The following is a 15,925-nucleotide window of genomic DNA, read 5'->3' on the forward strand; positions in this document are numbered from 1 at the left end:
CTTCCCGTGACTCGCCGGGCCTTTAGGTCGGGCCATTTGATGCACGTGCAGAACCGATGTCTTTTTTGGCTGACTGCGGCACTTGCTCTCGAACAAGCGAATGATGTGCTTTTAACTCTGTGCTTCGGGCGGCCTGTGCCAGACTAGAGCTGAGAGCAGATTCCCCGTCTCTCTCGAAGCATTTTGGGAAATGGACACTCTCACAACGCTTGATAAGCCCCGCCGCAGTGCGGGGCTTATTCGTTTCCAACTGCGCAGTATACGCGAGTCCCGACGAAGTGTTCCTTGGTTCACTGAACTTGGTTGAACCGAAATTGATTTGAAAGACCGTGATTTCATGTCCAATGAAAAGAGTGCCTTGGGCCAAAAATCAGTACCTTGGCCTCAAGGTTCTTTGTTCACATCGAAGATGTCAGGAGTTCAAATCTCTTATCACCCACCATTCTCCTTTTTCTGATAGCGATGGTCGAAGGCCGGGAACGCTGATGCGCGTGTCCTGGTGATGAGATTTGGTGAACCGTCCGCAAAATCACTCTCCCTTAATTGATGCATCCCGGATGGCGCGGCGATGTGTTTCTTCCTGTTGGCATCGGGTGGCACTGGCGGCCGGCCCACGCCTGTGACAGCGGGCTTGATCACAGAGCGAAACAAGGCGACACTCGTGTATAGATTGCACTTATTTTTCAGACACACGTCCGCGTTGCGTTGTATCGACCCCAGCCATCGGGAGACATCTTTTGGGGAAGAATAAATTCACTCTTGAGGATATCGATGCCTATCGGGGACGGCCTGCGTTCACCGACGAAACCAAGGCGGAGATGGAAGCGCGCTGGAGCCGCCAGTCAAAGATCTATCAGCCGCAATTGGTCGATGTGAACGCTGAGCCGCAATTGCATGTCATCTGTCAGGCCTGCGGATGCCTTGGTCAGGCGGCGACGATGCACATCGGCCATATCACCACCTGGAAGGAGCATGTGAAGGCGGCGATGCGCGCCCAGCAGGCCGACAGGATTTCCACCCGCACCCTGATCGCGCTGTTCAACGATCCGTCAAACCTGCGCTGGGAGCATGCGGTCTGCAACGAGTCCCATGCCTTTGAGGAAGGCGATCCATTTGCCAAGGGTCTGGACCCGGAGATCAAACTGGCGATGTTGGCGCGGGTGAAATTCATCCGCGAAGGCGGGTTCGCGCCCGACGCCATCAAACAGATGACGCCGCAAGAGTTTCAGCGCCACGCCAATCGCAAATTTGTCCCCACTGGGCAGGAGGGTGCTCCGCAGGCCAGCGAGATGACGACCGGCGCGCAGATCAGCACCGCGGCGCTGCCGCCCCGGATCGACAATGACGAGGACAAGCCCATCGACCTGTCGACGCTCGCGCGCAAGAGCCTCGGCTGGTTTGGTGACACGCGCAAGGCGCTGTTTCGCGTCTGGAACGGTCTGGGCTTGGTTGGTGATGTCGGGCAGATCACCTACCTCAGATGCGGATCCTGTCAGAGGTTCACCGAGGGCTCCTCGATGCATATGGGGCACAAGACGGTCTGGAAATTGCATCTGCAAAACAAGGGTGTCACCAATCTTAAGGATGCCAAGATCGCCTATAACGATCTGGATAATCTGCGCTTCGAATGTTCCAAGTGCAACACCAGCCATGACTGGGAAAGCCTGACCGAAGAAGAACAGGACGCGCTTGATAACGCGTTGTACCGGGTTGCGGACCAAAGCGGGATGACGGACGAAAGCCGGCTGATGCGCACCCTCGTGTTCGGCGAACTCAAGAACCTGCCGGACGATCTTGTGGTCGACGGCGAGCTGATGCGCCGGGTGGCGGCCTTTGCCCGGGCCCAGGGTGCAATGGAGGCGCTTGGCGCCATGGCCGAGGCGCTGGCCGGCGAGCTGGACGCGGAACGCCGGGCGGCGGATTTGAGCGGTCAGGCCGTGATCGATGATGCCATCGCCAGCGAGGCCGAGTCGCGCGCACATGAGGCCGAAGAGACCGCCCGGCAAATGCAGGACTACGTGATTGCGGAACGCGCCCGGTTCGATCAGGAGGCGGCACAAGCCCACGACCGCGCCCAGGCGATGATCCATGAGGCCGAACTGGCCGCCAGTCAGGGTCGGGCGACCCAATCCGACGTCGATCAGGCCTATTACGCGTTTGAGCAGGTCAGACAGGACTTTGAAGAGCGCAACCTGATCGTGTCCGGACATGAACATGACACGGCACAGGCAGTGGGGGCGGCGCAGGAGGCCCGACATGTGGCGGAGGGGCTGATCCGCGATGCGCAGCTCTCTCTCGCGCGGTTCGAACAGGCCGATACCGCCCTGAAAACGCTGCGCGCCGAGAATGAACGTCAGCGCGAAGCCCGCGCCGATGCGATGTATGGGATCGCCCGGCAGGCGGCCGATGACTGGAATGCGGACGAACAGTATTTCATGCTGCGCGGTGTTCTCGATCCGGCGCAGCTGGACGGGCTGAAGCTGTTGCAGGCCGCGCTGCGCGCCGAAGAGGATTATCCCCATGAAAACAGCGCGTTCCGAAAGGACCGGATCCTGAACGAAGTCGAACTTGGGCTGCGCTACAGCAAGCTCGATTACAAATCGCCCGAGTTCAGGGATGCGGACAGCCGCCGGGCGCTGGTTGATCGCGCCTTTGCCTATGCCCATGCACGGGAGGCCGGGCTCCGGCGTTTGCCCGACCCCAAGCTGCGATTGGGCGGGCAGGAGGTGCCGATGGATCTGCTCTATGACAATCTGGTGGTGATCCGGGAAACCGGGCAACCCTCGGATGAGGTCAAACGGATCTTCATGCAGAAGCTGAACGGCGCGTATTGAGGCACGGCAGGGGAAGAGTGAACATGGCACCCAGTTTGGACAGGCTGAACGACAGACAAGCGGACTTCATCCGTCGTTTCGTGCTGTCGGTCCCGGCAACCACCGGCGCTGACGCGGCCGGTATCGACTCCCCGGGGCGCGACGCCCCGGAGGCTGGCACCATGAGCACGGCGCCGCTGGCGGGGGCGATCAGCCTTGTGGCGCTGCAAAAGGCGCGGTTGGGCTGGGACGGCGAGCGCAAGCGCGTGGCGGCGGAGTTGAAAAAGCTGGAAGCGGCGATGGTCGCAGCCTTCAAGGAGGCCGATGATGCGCGTGACATGGCGGGTATCGCAACAAAGGTCCATGGGGTTCTGGAGGTGATCGACGCGCGCCTGCTGGACACGCTGGACGCCGCGTTGACGGCCCCGGACGCCAGCGCGCGTGGGGCGTTGCTGTCGAAATCGGCGGGGCTGATTGACCAGTATTTGGCCGATCTGGACGGGCATCCGCTGATCCAGCTGGTCGAACACAACCCGTTCCTGCGCGTGAATGTCACCACCAGCCTGCGCCGCGCATTGCGGGGGCTGCGGGCGGAGCTGGTCTAACCGGCGGCGCGTCGGGAAGGATCCCGGCGCCAGGCCGACACACGCGCAGATCGCAACACCGACACAGGCGCAACACCCGCCGCCGGGTATGGGATTCTGGTGGGGAATGGCACGAGACCTATCGTGCGAGGTGCCGCTCCGGTTCAGGGCAACGGTTCGCTATGCGTGAAACCGCTGGCGGTATTCGCCCGGTGTCAGCCCAACGATCCGATGGAAGACCTTGCGGAACGCGCCGGCGTCGGCATAGCCCACCTCCCAGGAGATACGCTCGACAGGGTGGCGGCTGAATTGCAGCAGCTCCTGCGCCTTGGCCACGCGCAGGCGCTGGGTGTACTCCGTGGTTGTCAGGCCGGTGGCCTTGCGAAAACGGCGCAGCAAGGTGCGCTGCTCCAGCCCGGCCTCTGCCGCCAGGGTCGCAAGCCGCGCCTCCTTGCCCTCGTGCCGTTGCAGGAAATGCTGGACCTTGAGAACCGGCGCATCGCCATGGGTCAGCCGCGGGGCGAAGCCGCTGTAATAGCGCTGTTCCCGCCCCGGCGGGTCGACCAGCATCATCCGCGCTGTCTTTGACATGACCAGGGGGCCGAGGAAGCGATCGACCAGCTTGAGCCCGAGATCGGTCCAGGACATCAGCCCGCCCGCCGAAAGGATGTCACCGCCATCGATGATGAGACGATCGGGGTCCAGATCGACCTCAGGAAAGCGGTCGCGGAAGGCATCGGCATAGGCCCAGTGCGTGGTGACCGCACGCTGCCCCAGCAATCCGGTCTCGGCCAAGAGGAACGCCCCACCGCAGACGGAGGCCAGGATCGCACCGTTTGCGTGGTGCTGGCGCAGCCAACTGGCGATCGGCGCTGCGGTTTCGGCCCGGATCGGCGCGTCGAGCGAGGGCGGCAAAATCAGCACGTGCCAGGGATCAGCCGACGGCTCCGGCAGCGCCGGCGCAGTGTCGGCGGCCGTGCTGCTCATCGCCTCGATCATCCTGACCCGAAGCCCCCGCGTGTCTTCCTGTGGTTCCCGGATCATGCGTGCGGCGACCTGAAACAGGTCTGCCAGCCCCATGGCCGCGGAGCGCTGCGCACCAGGGTAGAGGACGATGCCGATCCTCACCTCTCCCATTTGTCGATATCACCCTCTTTAATGTCGATTACGCCAATGGTGAAAGGCCTACGCCGCTGCCAATTTGACGTCAAGAGAGACGCAGAACGGACAAGACCCCGTCGAACGGGGCCTGACCGCCCTCGACATTCAAAGCGGGTCTTGGCCCGGTGGCACCCCGCCATCGGCCCAGATCGCCGCTGCCAGCGCGATGCGCCACATCGCCCACAGACTTGGAGTGAGACCATGAAAATTCACCAGATCCGCAACGCCACCCTGACCGTGACCTTCGGCGGCAAGCGTTTTCTTGTTGATCCCTACCTGGCCGAAAAAGACGCCTATCCCGGCTTTGAGGGCACGGTAAACAGCGAGATCCGCCACCCGCGCGTGGCGCTGCGCACGCCGATGGACAGAATTCTCGATTTTGATGCGCTGATCCTGACACACCTGCATCCCGACCATTTCGACGAGGCCGCCGTGGCGCTGCTGCCGCGGGACAAGCCGGTCTTTGTGCAGAACTACTCGGATGCCGAGCTGATCAAGGCCATGGGCTTTACCGATGTGCGGCTGCTGGGTATCGAAACCCGGTTCGGCGAGATCACGCTGTCGCGCACGCGCGGCCAGCATGGCTCGGACGAGGCCTATGTCTACGGCGCCGAACGTCTGGGCAGCGTGATGGGCGTCGTCTTCCGCGCCGAGGGGGAAAAGACGCTCTATCTCGCGGGGGACACCGTCTGGAACCAGATGGTTGCGACAAACCTGGACATGTTCGCACCCGATGTGATCGTGCTCGCCGCAGGCGATGCGCAGGTGCCGGGGCTGGGGTCGATCATCATGGGGGCGGCCGACGTCAAGACCGTCCATGATGCGGCGCCCACGGCGCAGATCATCGCCAGCCACATGGAAACCGTGAACCATTGCGTGCTGTCCCGCGATGCGTTGCGGGACTTTGCCGCGCGCAACGGCATGACCGAGCGCCTGTGGATTCCGGCAGATGACGAGATACTGGAGTTCTGAACACAGAGCCGTGCCCGTGCAAAACGTGATGATCGGGGGAGGGCTGGGGGCTGGCGGCCCTGCAGCACCCGCGCGCCTCTTCCAGCGCCAACGCGGGCAACCTCGGCTTTTTTGCGCCAGGCCCTTGCTGCGCCGGGCGATGTTTTCTAAGCTCAGGTGGAAAAGTCACGATCCACAACGGGAGGGCACAAGCTGAACATGCGTATCATCCGCCGACTTCAGCATGGTCCCCGTTTCGCCCTGTGAATTCGTTTGCAGGGCGGGCCTGAGGCATAATATCTCAATCGGTCTGCCCAGAGCCGCACCGCGGCACCCTGATCTATGAGCAGAGATTTCGATGACTGTTATGAATATCAACGCCCTGAGCGTTGTCCTGGGCGCGCCCCTTTTTGAAAACCTGAACCTGACCATCTCCAAAGGCGACCGCATCGGGCTGGTTGCTGCCAATGGCCGCGGGAAAACCTCGCTTCTGGACTGTTTGTCCGGTGGCTCCGAGCCCACAAGCGGCACCATCGTGCGCGGACGCGGGGTGCGGGTCGGATATGTGACGCAATATGTTCCGCAGGAGGCCTATTCCCGGACCCTCTACGACTATGTGTTGGGCGCGCTCCCGCCCGAGCAGGCCGATTATGAAAGCTGGCGCGTGGATGTTGTTCTCGGGGATCTCAGCATCCCTTATGAGCTGCAACACCGGCCGTTGAAAGAGCTTAGCGGCGGCTGGCAGCGCACGGCGCTCCTTGCGGCGGCCTGGATCACGGAACCCGATGTTCTGTTGCTGGATGAGCCAACCAACCATCTGGACCTGAGGCGTATCGGGTTGTTGCAGGACTGGCTTTCGCAGCTGCCGCGGGATGTCTCGGTTGTGATCACCTCGCATGATCGGGCCTTTCTGGACGCCACAACCAACCGAACGCTGTTCCTGCGTGCCGAGCGGTCGCGTGCATTTGCGCTGCCGTTCACCAAGGCCCGCGCCGCGCTCGACGAGGCCGACGCCACGGACCAGCGGCGTTTTGAAAATGATCTGAACAAGGCGCAACAATTGCGCAAGCAGGCCGCAAAGCTGAAGAATATCGGCATCAATTCGGGCTCTGACCTTCTGGTCACCAAGACAAAGCAGCTCAACGCCCGCGCCGACAAGCTTGAGGCCGCTGCCAGCCCCGCCCATCAGGATCGCAGTGCGGGCGACATCAAGCTGGCCAACAGCGGCACCCATGCCAAGGCATTGGTGACGTTGGACGACGTGCCGGTTCAAACGCCAGAACGTCAGCTGCTCTACAGGACCGGGCAGAAATGGATCCTTCCGGGCGATCGCATCGTGCTTCTCGGGGCCAACGGCACTGGAAAGACGCGGCTGGTCACTCTGATCCAGCAGGCTCTGACGGGGCAGGAGGGGCCGGTCAAATGCGCGCCGTCGGTTGTGCCGGCCTATTCGGATCAGCATCTGAGCCAGCTGTCAGACCGGGACACGCCCATGACTGCGGTGACCGGACAATTCGACATCGGTGACCAGAGGGCGCGCGGTGTCCTGGCCGGGGCCGGGGTCAGTATACAGATGCAGGATACCCGGATTGCAGCCCTGTCTGGCGGGCAGAAGGCGCGGTTGGCGATGTTGATCCTGCGCCTGAAGAACCCGAACTTCTACCTGCTTGATGAACCAACCAATCACCTGGATATCGATGGGCAAGAAGCGCTTGAGGAAGAGCTGATTGCGCACAACGTGTCGTGTCTGCTCGTCAGTCACGACCGCAGTTTCCTGCGCAACGTTGGCAACCGGTTCTGGCTGATCAACGGCAGAAGGCTGGAGGAGGTTGACAGCCCTGACCCCTTCCTGGCGGGGGAAATGAGCGCCCGGTGAATGGCATGGTCCGCATTGAGCGCTGGGCACCCGGCGTTCGCTGCGGCTCTTTGTGCCCGGTGTGCCCGCCCGCAGCAAACGCGCGTGTCATCGGCGCTGGCGTTCAGGACCCGTGTCCGCTGCGGGCGGGCTTGGTTGTCCAAGCCGGTTCCAGAGCTCATCGGCAACAACCCCCACGGCGCGATCCCGGCGCCGCATCTTGAAAATCACGGTCCGGCGCGGCGGGAACCCCTCGACATTCAAGGGCAGCAAAGCGCCGGATCGCCGTTCCGCCTCTGTCATGTGATCGGGCAAACCGCCCCAGCCCAGACCGGCAAGGATCACCTTTTTCTTGGCGGTCAGGTCCGACACGGTCCATTTAAGCCCGCCGGGCAGCAGATCGCGGCTCTGATCGTGGGTCGCGCCACCTGTGCCGGCGGCGACCACCTGGACATGGCTTTGCATTTCGGAGGCGGCCAAGGCGCGGGGACCGGTGGGCAGGCCCAGGCCGGGACTGGCCACGGGCCGGATCGTGACCTCTGCAACCGCTTCGGCCTCAACGTCGTTCAGGGGCACCCCCTCGAGGGAGGCGAGCGCAATATCCGCCTGGCCCTCCATCAACCGGGCAATCGGACCTCCCATCATCTCCATCCGCAGCCGAAGATGGGTGACCGGGTGGCGCCGGCCGGTCTCTGCAAGCGCGGGCAACAGAGGGGCGAGGTCCAGTGTCGCGCTGACGGCCAGGGTCAGCTCCGGCTCCTCGCGGGCGCGCAGCTGGGCGGCAGTGGTGCGCAGCCCCTGCATCTGCCGCAGCACCCGGGACGCCTCGCGATAGAAGACCTCACCCGCCGGGGTCAGCACGGGACGGTAGGCGTCGCGGCTGAACAGGTCCAGCTCCAGTTCCGCTTCCAGCTGGCGGATCGAATGGCTGATGGCGGATTGTGACTTGTGCAGCCGGTCCGCCGCGCCCCGAAAGGTGCCGGTCGCGACAATGGCATCCAGGGCAATGAGCTGATCGTGTTTCATGGGCCTCCAACATGATCGAATATTTCGATCATAATGACGAGAACACAATATTATCAATCCATCATGTCAAGGGCTAGTCAGAGGACATCATAACCACAGGAGACTGTCATGAAACTCTACTACAAGCCCGGAGCCTGCCCGCTGGCCAGCCATATCGCCCTGCATGAAACCGGCCGTCAGTTCGACATCGAAGCGGTCGATACCGCCACCGGCCGCACCGAAAGCGGCGCCGATTATCGCGCGATCAATCCCAAGGGCTATGTTCCGGCGCTGGGTCTGGACGACGGCACCGTCCTGACCGAAGGCGCGGCTGTCTTGCAGTATATCGCAGATACCACCCCGGACGCAGGGCTGGCGCCGACAGCGGGCACTCTGGCACGGGCGCGGATGCAGGAACAGCTCAACTGGATCGGAACCGAATTGCACAAGGCCTTTGGTCCGCTGTTCCGCGAGGGCACGTCCGAGGCAGAGCAAGACGCGGCGCGGGTCGCGGTTGCGGGCAAGTTTGATTTCATGGAGACCCAGCTGGCGGATGGTCGCGCCTGGCTGGTCGACGACCGGTTCTCGGTGGCAGATGCCTATCTGTTCGTGGTGTCGAACTGGGCCAATTTCACCGGCATCGATCTGGCCCGCTGGCCCAATCTGGCCGCCTTTGTCGGCCGCTGTGCCGCCCGACCGTCCGCACAGGCGGCGATGCGCGCCGAGGGGCTGATCCAATGACGCCCGCCGCCCACACACAGGTCGGCGCGGTGATGGAGGCCTATTTCGAGGGGCTTCATCAGGCCGACAGCACCCTGCTGCGCAAGGTCTTCCATCCGCATCTGGCCTATGTCTGCGCCACCGAAGGGGATGAGCTCTATCTTGATCTTGAGACCTACATGGCCCGCGTGGACGGGCGCGAGCCCCCGGCGGCACGTGGCGATCCGCGAGAGGAGCATATCCTGGAGATTGCCTTCGCGAGCAGCCGACTGGCCCATGTCAGCGCCCGGATGACGATGATGGGCCGCGACTTCCACGACCTCCTGACCCTGGTCCGTTACGGTGCGGAGTGGCGCATTGTCACCAAGGTGTTTTCCTATGTGCCGCGAGAGGATTGAGTGATGCCCTATGTGAACATCAAAGTGACCCGCGAAGGTGGCCCCGACGGCGCCGGTCCCAGCGCCGCGCAGAAAGCGCAGCTGATCAAGGGGGTGACCGACTTGCTGCAGGACATCCTGGGCAAGAGCCCGGCGACAACGTTTGTTGTGATCGACGCGGTTGCGCTGGACGATTGGGGGATCGGCGGCCTGCCGGTGCAGGACTACCGGGCGCAGACCCGGTGAAGCACGGCTGACAGAGAGGTCTGCGCCAACCGGTGCGGCCTGTGGGGGCGGTCACTGCGCATCGCCCCCATCTCCGCACGCTCTGGCGGGGCTCGCCCTGCCGTCGTTGAGCGGCGATGTTCCGGGGGCTTAGTGCGAGGAGGGCGGTGGTCTCCGCTGTCCTGCACCACATCGAAGACAAGGTTGCGGGTTGGGGTGTGGCCAGGACGTCATCAAACACCCTGGTGTTGAACATTTGCAGAGTTTCCTCGATGATGCGCCAAAGGCAATTTTCAAAGACGTTTTGACCACATCCGGACCACCGGTCTTGCAACCAAATCAATTATCCAAGGAGTGCAGCGCATGCCAGCCGCGGGACGAAAAGACGACATCGGATCAGGGCATGATGGCTTCCCGCCAACACCGGCCACCTCCGGAAGCGGTGATGTGGGCATCAACGGCAAACCCGCGCTCCGCGAGGGAGATCCCTTTGAGGCGCATTCGAAGCCGAAGCATCCGCCGCATGGGCGGGCCCTGGCGGTTGGATCTGGCAGCGTGTTCATCAATGGAAAACCTGCGGGCCGTGTCGGCGACGCCATTGACTGCGGCGGGTCCGTCGCCAATGGCTCTGATGATGTGTTTATTGGCGGGTGACTGCGTCACGCCGTGCCCTGCGCCGGGTGAGCGCGGCGGCCTATTGACGCGGCGCTTGCGGGCCGGGTGCTGCGGTGGGGTGGAGGAGGCCTGTGCCCCCTCCACTTTGGCACGTTGTCAGAGCAGTCTTCACACCAGCCCGGCCAGCCAGAGATAGAGCGGCAGGCCGATGGTGATGTTGAAGGGAAACGTCACGCCGAGAGAGAGCGTCAGGTAGATCCCGACCTCGGCCTGGGGCAGAGCGATCTTCATCGCGGCGGGCACGGCGATGTAGGAGGCGGAGGCGGCCAGCACCATCAACAGGAACAGGCTGCCGGTCTGTAGCCCGATCAATGTACCCGCGCCCATGGCAAGCGTCGCGCCGATCATCGGCATCAGCAGGCCAAAGGCGAACAGCCCCGCGCTCAGCAGGTGCCGGTTGCGCAGCAGGCTGCGGCCGGCCGACAGACCCATGTCCAGCAGGAACAGGCAGAGGATGCCGGTGAAGGGCGTCACCACGAAGGGGGCGATCATCTCCATCCCCTTGTCCTGCGTCACCGCGCCGATCAGGAACGCCCCGGTCAGCAACACGATGGAGCCGTTGGCGAAGAGTTCACGCATCGGCACATGGGCGGTCTGGGCGTCGCGGCCAAAGCGCTGCGCGATCCACAGGGCCGACAGGATCGCGGGCACCTCCATCATTGCGGCCACCGCAACCATGTAGCCATCCGACGCGATCCCGGTGAGGTCCAGCAGGCTTGTGGCGGCGACGAAGGTCACGATCGAGATCGACCCGTAGTGCCCCGCCACGGCAGCGGCATTGAGCGCGTTCAGTCGCGTCATGCTGCGCAGCAGCGCATAGGCGAGGAAGGGGATCGCGAAGGACAGCGCAAGCCCAGCGGCGATGGCGGTAAAGACCTCGGTATCAAGACCGTTTTGCGCCAGGCTGTGGCCCCCTTTGAAGCCGATGGCGAGCAGCAGGTACAGCGACATGAATTTCGCCGCGCCCTCCGGGATCGACAGGTCGCTGCGCACCACGGCGGCCAGCAGCCCAAGGACAAAGAACAGGATCGTCGGCACCATCAGATTGCCGAGCAGGGTGTCGAGTATTTGCATCGCGGGAGTCTCCGGAACAGGGTTTTGCGCCTGTTGCCAGCTTTCGATCCATAGCTTAAATACAATCTACTGCTCTGCAAAATAGCTTTAGTGAATACATGCGTCCGACCCTGCGCCAGATGGACTATATCGTCACGGTTCACCAGCTCGCCAGTTTCAGCCTTGCGGCGGACAAGCTGAACGTGAGCCAGCCCAGCCTGTCGAACCAGGTTGCGGCGGTGGAGACCGATCTGGGCGTGCGCCTGTTCGAGCGCAGCCGGGCCGGGGTCCGGACCACCGCGCGCGGGCTGGAGTTCGTCACCCGGGCCCGCCGCATCCTCTCCGAGGTCGAGACGCTGCGCGGGGTGATGCTGTCGGACCTGCCCTTTGGCGGGCGTCTGCGGCTGGGCGTGCTGCCCTCCATTGGCCCCTATCTGTTGCCGCAGGCGATGAAAGCCCTGCACGAGGCGCAGCCCGATCTGCGGGTCATCGTGCGCGAGGAGAATACGCTCAGCCTCGATGAGGGGCTGCGCAACGGGCGCTTTGACGCGATCATCTCCACCCCCGAAGACCACCCCAACACCGTGCAGCATCCGCTGTTCGTCGAGCCGCTCTGGGCGGCGGTGGCCGAGGATCATCCGCTGTCGGAACGGGAGGGGATCGGGGCGGCGGATCTTGGCGGGCAGCGGTTGCTGACGCTTGACACCGGGCACCGGCTGGCGCGCATCGTTTACGGCATCGCGGGGCAGAGCGGGGCGATCGTGTCGGACGACTACGAAGGCACGAGCCTCGACTCGATCCTGCTGATGGCGGCCACCGGTGCCGGGATCGGCATCCTCCCGGACCTGTTTGCGCGCCGGCAAGGTATCCACCGCAGCGAGGTACGCGTGCTGCCCCTGCAGATGGCCGAGGCGGATCGCACCATCAGCCTGCTGTCGCCGATCGACCGGTCGAGCGCGACGACAGAGCATCTCGCCGAGATCCTGCGGACCGCAGCCGAGGCGTATCACCTGAACACGTTGCGGCGCTGAAATGTCCGCCGCGCCGTCGTGGTGGGGGGCTTGGGGCCTCAGCGCACGTCGAAGGTGGCGATGGCGAGGGCGGCGCGACCGGAGAGGCTGCCGGGCAGGTCGCTGAACACATCGGCGGCCAGGCGGCCGCTGCGATCGCGGATCTGGCGCAGCGGGCTCGGGCTGGCGACCGCAAGCAGCATCTGCGCGGTGTCGCGTTGCGGTCCGGCCCTTGTCACCGGCACGTCAAAGCGGGTGAAGTTGCCCGATTGCGACAGAAACCGTTGCAGGTCCTGAACCACGCCATTGTTGTCCACCAGCAGCAGCGCCACGTATTTTCCGGCTGTGCCACGCAGCACGCCGGTGATCCGTCCACCGCTGGCGACACTGCGGCTTTCGAGGCGCAGGCCAAGGCGGGTGGCCGGGTAGTCCCGGTTGCCACGCACATAGTCGACCGCCGGGCATTGGCGCGGATCCAGCAGCGTTCGCGTCTGGCGCAGCGCCGCGTCGGTCTGGGTCAGCACGGTGTCGGAGAAGGTGGCAAAGGCGGTGTCCTGTGCCGCCATCATGTCGAGGCCGACGCCCTCTGCGCCATCGCGCCGGGGCAGGGTGAGCAGGCAGTCCGGGCCGCCGTTGTTGCGGATCTGGCGGATCAGGTCACCGACAGCAAGATCCTGCGCGCTGGCCACCGGACGGGCGGGCGCGGCGGATGTGGTCTCGCCTGTCGGGGCCGTCGGGGCGGCGCTGGGCTCGGGCGCGACCAGAGAGACCGGCTGCAAGCCGCCCTGTGGATCGGCGGCGGCGGTCAGAGTGCTGCCGCTGGCGACCGGGGCAACCGGGGTTGCGGAGATCGTCTCGGCGCTGCTGGCGGGCAGGGCCGACAGGGTTTCGGGGATCAGCGGGTTGCTGTCCTCGGGGATCAGCGGCGACAGGGGCGAGTCCTGCGGGGCGGGCTCCGCGACCACCGGGCTCAGCGTCTCCAGCTCCGGTTCGAGGGTCTCCGCCTCGACCGGCGTGGCGGTTTCGGGCTCCGCCGGGGCGGGGTCCGGGGTGACGACCTCGGCCTCCAGCGTTTCTGGGACAACCGGCTCTGGCGTGTCGGGCTCCGGCTCCGGCGCCAGCACTTCGGGATCGGGGCCGGGGTCGGCGGACAGGCTGTCCTCGGTGCTGTCCACCGGCTCCAGCGGTGGCACTTCGGTCGCGCTCTCCGCCAGAGCCTCGGCCCCGGCCAGCCCGTCGCGCAGCTCCAGCCCGGCGAGCGTGTCGGAATCCAGCGGTTGCAGGGTGACCGTGTAGCGCGGCCCGTCCGGCTCGGCGTCGGGCAGGCTCAGAAACGGCTGCACCCCGCCAAGAAGCAGCGCCGCCACCGCGGCATGCGCCAAGAGCGAGCCGCCGCTGGCGAAGATCCAGCCCCGGGAGTCGGAACGGCCATAGGGGAGCGTGCTCACGTCTGCGCCTGTTCGTGGATGGTGACCAGGGTGATGTTGAGATCGCCAAACACCGGCTGCGCAAGCAGGTCCAGCAGATCGAGGGCGGGGGCGGTGCGTTCCATCAGCACATAGAGGGTGGTGCCGGCGGGCACGGAAGCGGCGAGCTGATCCAGCGTGGTGACATCGCCATCCAGCCGAAGGCTGCCGTCCGGGCGCACTTCCAGCAGCGGACTGGGCAGCTGCTCGGGGGCGAGTTCCTCGGTCGCGGGCAGGTCGATCTGGATGTCGCGGGTCGACAGGAGCGACCCGCTGGCAAGGAAGAACAGCAGCAGCAACAGCACCACGTTGACGATCGCCAGTGAGGTATCGGTCTGCACCATCTGCGGGCGCGGCGGCAGGAGCGGGGCGCGGCGGGCCATGGTCACAGCCCCCCTGCGCTGATCTGCACAGCGGTGACATCGGCGGCCTGGAGATGCGCCAGAACCGTGGCCACATCCTGCACCCGGGCCGAGGCCCGCACGATCAGGATCACCGAGGCGGGGCCGCCATCGCTGCCGAGGGCGGCGGCGAGATCGGGCAGGGCAGAGAAGTCGAACCTCTGGCCCTGGATGTTCAGCGCATCCGCATCCAGGTTCCACAGCGGCGCGGAGGTCGCCCCTCCGGGCTGTGCCGCAACCGGATCAGCTGCCCCCGCCCCGGTGCCGACGCGCTGGTCCGACACCGGATCGGTGTGTTGCAGCGGCAGCAGCGCATAGGGGGTCAGGCTGGAGGACAGCATGAAGAAGACCAGCAGCTGAAACATCACATCCGCGAGCGAGGTCAGGGTGAAACTGACCCGACGCTTGCGGACGGGAAGGTCGAGCCGGTTCAGATGCATGCCGGGTCAGCCCTGTACGCGCGCGGATTGATCGACCCGACCGTGGATGGCGGCGGAGATCAGCACCTCGATCAGGTTGCGCTCGCGCTCGATGCGGGAATCCAGCCAGCTGGTCAGGAAGAAGGCCACCAGCGCCACGGCCAGACCGGCGGCGGTGGTGGTCAGCGCGGTCCAGATCCCGCCGGCCAGAGCAGCCGGGTCGGCAGCGGCCTGGGATTGCGCCAGGACGGAGAAGGCGTCGATCATGCCGATCACCGTGCCCAAAAGGCCCATCATCGGCGCCGCATGCACCGCGATCTCCAGAAGCCGCATGCGATCTGACAGTGTCGACAGTTCGGCAATGGCGGTCTGGCGGCCCAGCTCCTCGGCATAGGCGGTTTCGCCGGGCCGCGCGCGCAGCCCGGTAAAGACCGCATGCAGAATGCGCGACAGCACCGATTGCCGGGCGGCCGCCTGCTGCATCGCCGTTTCCGCCTGACCGGACAGCCAGGTGTTGATGATCTGCTCGGCCAGATGCCGCCGCCCCACACCCAGGCGCGAGAATTGCAGCAGTTTGAAGAAGAAGACGGACACCACGGTGACCGACATCACCGCCAGGGCGGCAAAGACGGTCAGCGTCAGCGGGTCGAACATATCAGCCCGGAACTGGGTCATGAAGCTACTCCATGGCGCGGCCACTGGAGGCGGCCGGGCATTCAGGAAACAAAGGGAACGGTTCAGATACCGAACTGGATCGGGGTGCGGGAGCTGGCCACCAGCCCGGCCATGCAGAGATCGCTGGCGGTGCCGTCACTGGTGACGCAGGCGGGGGAATCATTGACCACGATGCGCGAGATCGAGCCGCAGCCGGTCTCGGCCAGATCGAATTGCAGGATCTTGGTCTTGCCCTCGGTCAGCGCGCCGAATTCCAGCACCAGAAGCCGTGTCACCACGCCCTCACCGTCAAACAGCGCGATCTGGTAGGAGGCACGCTCCAGCGCGGTGGTGGATTGGTTGGTCGCCACATAGGTCAGTCGACAGCTGCCGTTGCCGGTCTCGGTCACCGAATTCAGGTCGAGCTGAAACGCGTCAGCGGCCTCGGTGGCCTCCTGCGCGGCGACGGTGGTTGTGTGCGATGCGATAAATGCGGTGGCCAGCAGGGTGGCCCTGGCCGCGGAAAGAATGCCCATATTGCCCTCAACGAGTCTGT

17 protein-coding genes are annotated in these 15,925 nt (G+C 64.6%); 9 read left to right on the forward strand and 8 right to left on the reverse strand.

Features of this window, described 5'->3' with window-relative positions:
- Window positions 1-737: 737 nt before the first annotated feature.
- Both ACXAF5_RS08175 and ACXAF5_RS08180 read left to right on the forward strand, forming a co-directional pair.
- Window positions 738-2,834 carry a GH-E family nuclease gene (locus ACXAF5_RS08175; RefSeq protein WP_474946220.1) on the forward strand — a complete coding sequence of 699 codons (2,097 nt, stop codon included), beginning with the start codon at window positions 738-740 and terminating at the stop codon, window positions 2,832-2,834.
- A 23-nt stretch (window positions 2,835-2,857) separates the two neighbouring features.
- Window positions 2,858-3,418 carry a hypothetical protein gene (locus ACXAF5_RS08180; RefSeq protein ID WP_474946221.1) on the forward strand — a complete coding sequence of 187 codons (561 nt, stop codon included), beginning with the start codon at window positions 2,858-2,860 and terminating at the stop codon, window positions 3,416-3,418.
- A 159-nt stretch (window positions 3,419-3,577) separates the two neighbouring features.
- Here ACXAF5_RS08180 and ACXAF5_RS08185 read toward each other — a convergent pair whose 3' ends face one another.
- The gene (locus ACXAF5_RS08185; RefSeq protein WP_474946222.1) at window positions 3,578-4,534 is read right to left on the reverse strand and encodes a GlxA family transcriptional regulator; all 957 of its coding nucleotides are present in this window, start codon (window positions 4,532-4,534) and stop codon (window positions 3,578-3,580) included.
- Between the two features lie 225 nt (window positions 4,535-4,759).
- Here ACXAF5_RS08185 and ACXAF5_RS08190 point away from each other — a divergent pair, with 225 nt between their 5' ends.
- Both ACXAF5_RS08190 and ACXAF5_RS08195 read left to right on the forward strand, forming a co-directional pair.
- Window positions 4,760-5,530, forward strand: coding sequence for an MBL fold metallo-hydrolase (locus ACXAF5_RS08190; protein WP_474946223.1), 771 nt, complete (start codon window positions 4,760-4,762; stop codon window positions 5,528-5,530).
- A gap of 337 nt (window positions 5,531-5,867) precedes the next feature.
- A complete protein-coding gene (locus ACXAF5_RS08195) occupies window positions 5,868-7,385 on the forward strand; it encodes an ABC-F family ATP-binding cassette domain-containing protein (protein ID WP_474946224.1) in 1,518 nt (505 codons plus the stop codon).
- 87 nt (window positions 7,386-7,472) lie between these two features.
- On the opposite strand, the gene ACXAF5_RS08200 is transcribed toward ACXAF5_RS08195, so the two are convergent.
- Window positions 7,473-8,390 (reverse strand): LysR family transcriptional regulator, encoded by a 918-nt coding sequence (locus ACXAF5_RS08200; RefSeq protein WP_474946225.1) that lies wholly within the window; start codon window positions 8,388-8,390, stop codon window positions 7,473-7,475.
- 108 nt (window positions 8,391-8,498) lie between these two features.
- Between ACXAF5_RS08200 and gstA the strand changes: the two genes are divergently transcribed.
- The 4 genes from gstA (at window position 8,499) to ACXAF5_RS08220 (ending at window position 10,345) form a co-directional block, all read left to right on the forward strand.
- The gene (gene gstA / locus ACXAF5_RS08205; protein ID WP_474946226.1) at window positions 8,499-9,110 is read left to right on the forward strand and encodes a glutathione transferase GstA; all 612 of its coding nucleotides are present in this window, start codon (window positions 8,499-8,501) and stop codon (window positions 9,108-9,110) included.
- Complete coding sequence (locus ACXAF5_RS08210) at window positions 9,107-9,487, forward strand: nuclear transport factor 2 family protein (RefSeq protein ID WP_474946227.1); 381 nt, start codon at window positions 9,107-9,109, stop codon at window positions 9,485-9,487. The genes gstA and ACXAF5_RS08210 overlap by 4 nt, the downstream gene beginning before the upstream one ends.
- Before the next feature lie 3 nt (window positions 9,488-9,490).
- Window positions 9,491-9,712 (forward strand): tautomerase family protein, encoded by a 222-nt coding sequence (locus tag ACXAF5_RS08215; protein ID WP_239369034.1) that lies wholly within the window; start codon window positions 9,491-9,493, stop codon window positions 9,710-9,712.
- A gap of 342 nt (window positions 9,713-10,054) precedes the next feature.
- Window positions 10,055-10,345: a PAAR domain-containing protein gene (locus tag ACXAF5_RS08220; RefSeq protein WP_474946228.1), complete on the forward strand. Its 291-nt coding sequence runs from the start codon at window positions 10,055-10,057 to the stop codon at window positions 10,343-10,345.
- Between the two features lie 129 nt (window positions 10,346-10,474).
- Here the strand turns inward: ACXAF5_RS08220 and ACXAF5_RS08225 are convergent, their stop codons facing one another.
- Entirely contained in the window at window positions 10,475-11,440 is a 966-nt protein-coding gene (locus ACXAF5_RS08225) for a sodium-dependent bicarbonate transport family permease (protein ID WP_474946229.1), read from the reverse strand.
- Window positions 11,441-11,538: 98 nt separating this feature from the next.
- Between ACXAF5_RS08225 and ACXAF5_RS08230 the strand changes: the two genes are divergently transcribed.
- Window positions 11,539-12,450 (forward strand): hydrogen peroxide-inducible genes activator, encoded by a 912-nt coding sequence (locus tag ACXAF5_RS08230; RefSeq protein ID WP_239323476.1) that lies wholly within the window; start codon window positions 11,539-11,541, stop codon window positions 12,448-12,450.
- A 38-nt stretch (window positions 12,451-12,488) separates the two neighbouring features.
- Here the strand turns inward: ACXAF5_RS08230 and ACXAF5_RS08235 are convergent, their stop codons facing one another.
- The 5 genes from ACXAF5_RS08235 to ACXAF5_RS08255 all read right to left on the reverse strand — a co-directional run bounded on the left by ACXAF5_RS08235 (window position 12,489) and on the right by ACXAF5_RS08255 (window position 15,905).
- Window positions 12,489-13,877, reverse strand: coding sequence for a serine/threonine protein kinase (locus tag ACXAF5_RS08235; RefSeq protein WP_474946230.1), 1,389 nt, complete (start codon window positions 13,875-13,877; stop codon window positions 12,489-12,491).
- The gene (locus ACXAF5_RS08240) at window positions 13,874-14,278 is read right to left on the reverse strand and encodes a biopolymer transporter ExbD (protein WP_239323478.1); all 405 of its coding nucleotides are present in this window, start codon (window positions 14,276-14,278) and stop codon (window positions 13,874-13,876) included. Before ACXAF5_RS08240 ends, ACXAF5_RS08235 begins: the two co-directional genes overlap by 4 nt.
- A gap of 2 nt (window positions 14,279-14,280) precedes the next feature.
- Window positions 14,281-14,736 (reverse strand): ExbD/TolR family protein, encoded by a 456-nt coding sequence (locus tag ACXAF5_RS08245; protein ID WP_239323479.1) that lies wholly within the window; start codon window positions 14,734-14,736, stop codon window positions 14,281-14,283.
- Between the two features lie 6 nt (window positions 14,737-14,742).
- Window positions 14,743-15,390: a MotA/TolQ/ExbB proton channel family protein gene (locus ACXAF5_RS08250; protein WP_239323480.1), complete on the reverse strand. Its 648-nt coding sequence runs from the start codon at window positions 15,388-15,390 to the stop codon at window positions 14,743-14,745.
- Between the two features lie 62 nt (window positions 15,391-15,452).
- Window positions 15,453-15,905 (reverse strand): hypothetical protein, encoded by a 453-nt coding sequence (locus ACXAF5_RS08255; RefSeq protein WP_239323481.1) that lies wholly within the window; start codon window positions 15,903-15,905, stop codon window positions 15,453-15,455.
- Window positions 15,906-15,925: the final 20 nt, after the last annotated feature.

The organism is Epibacterium sp. ABV4_022, from assembly GCF_056159345.1.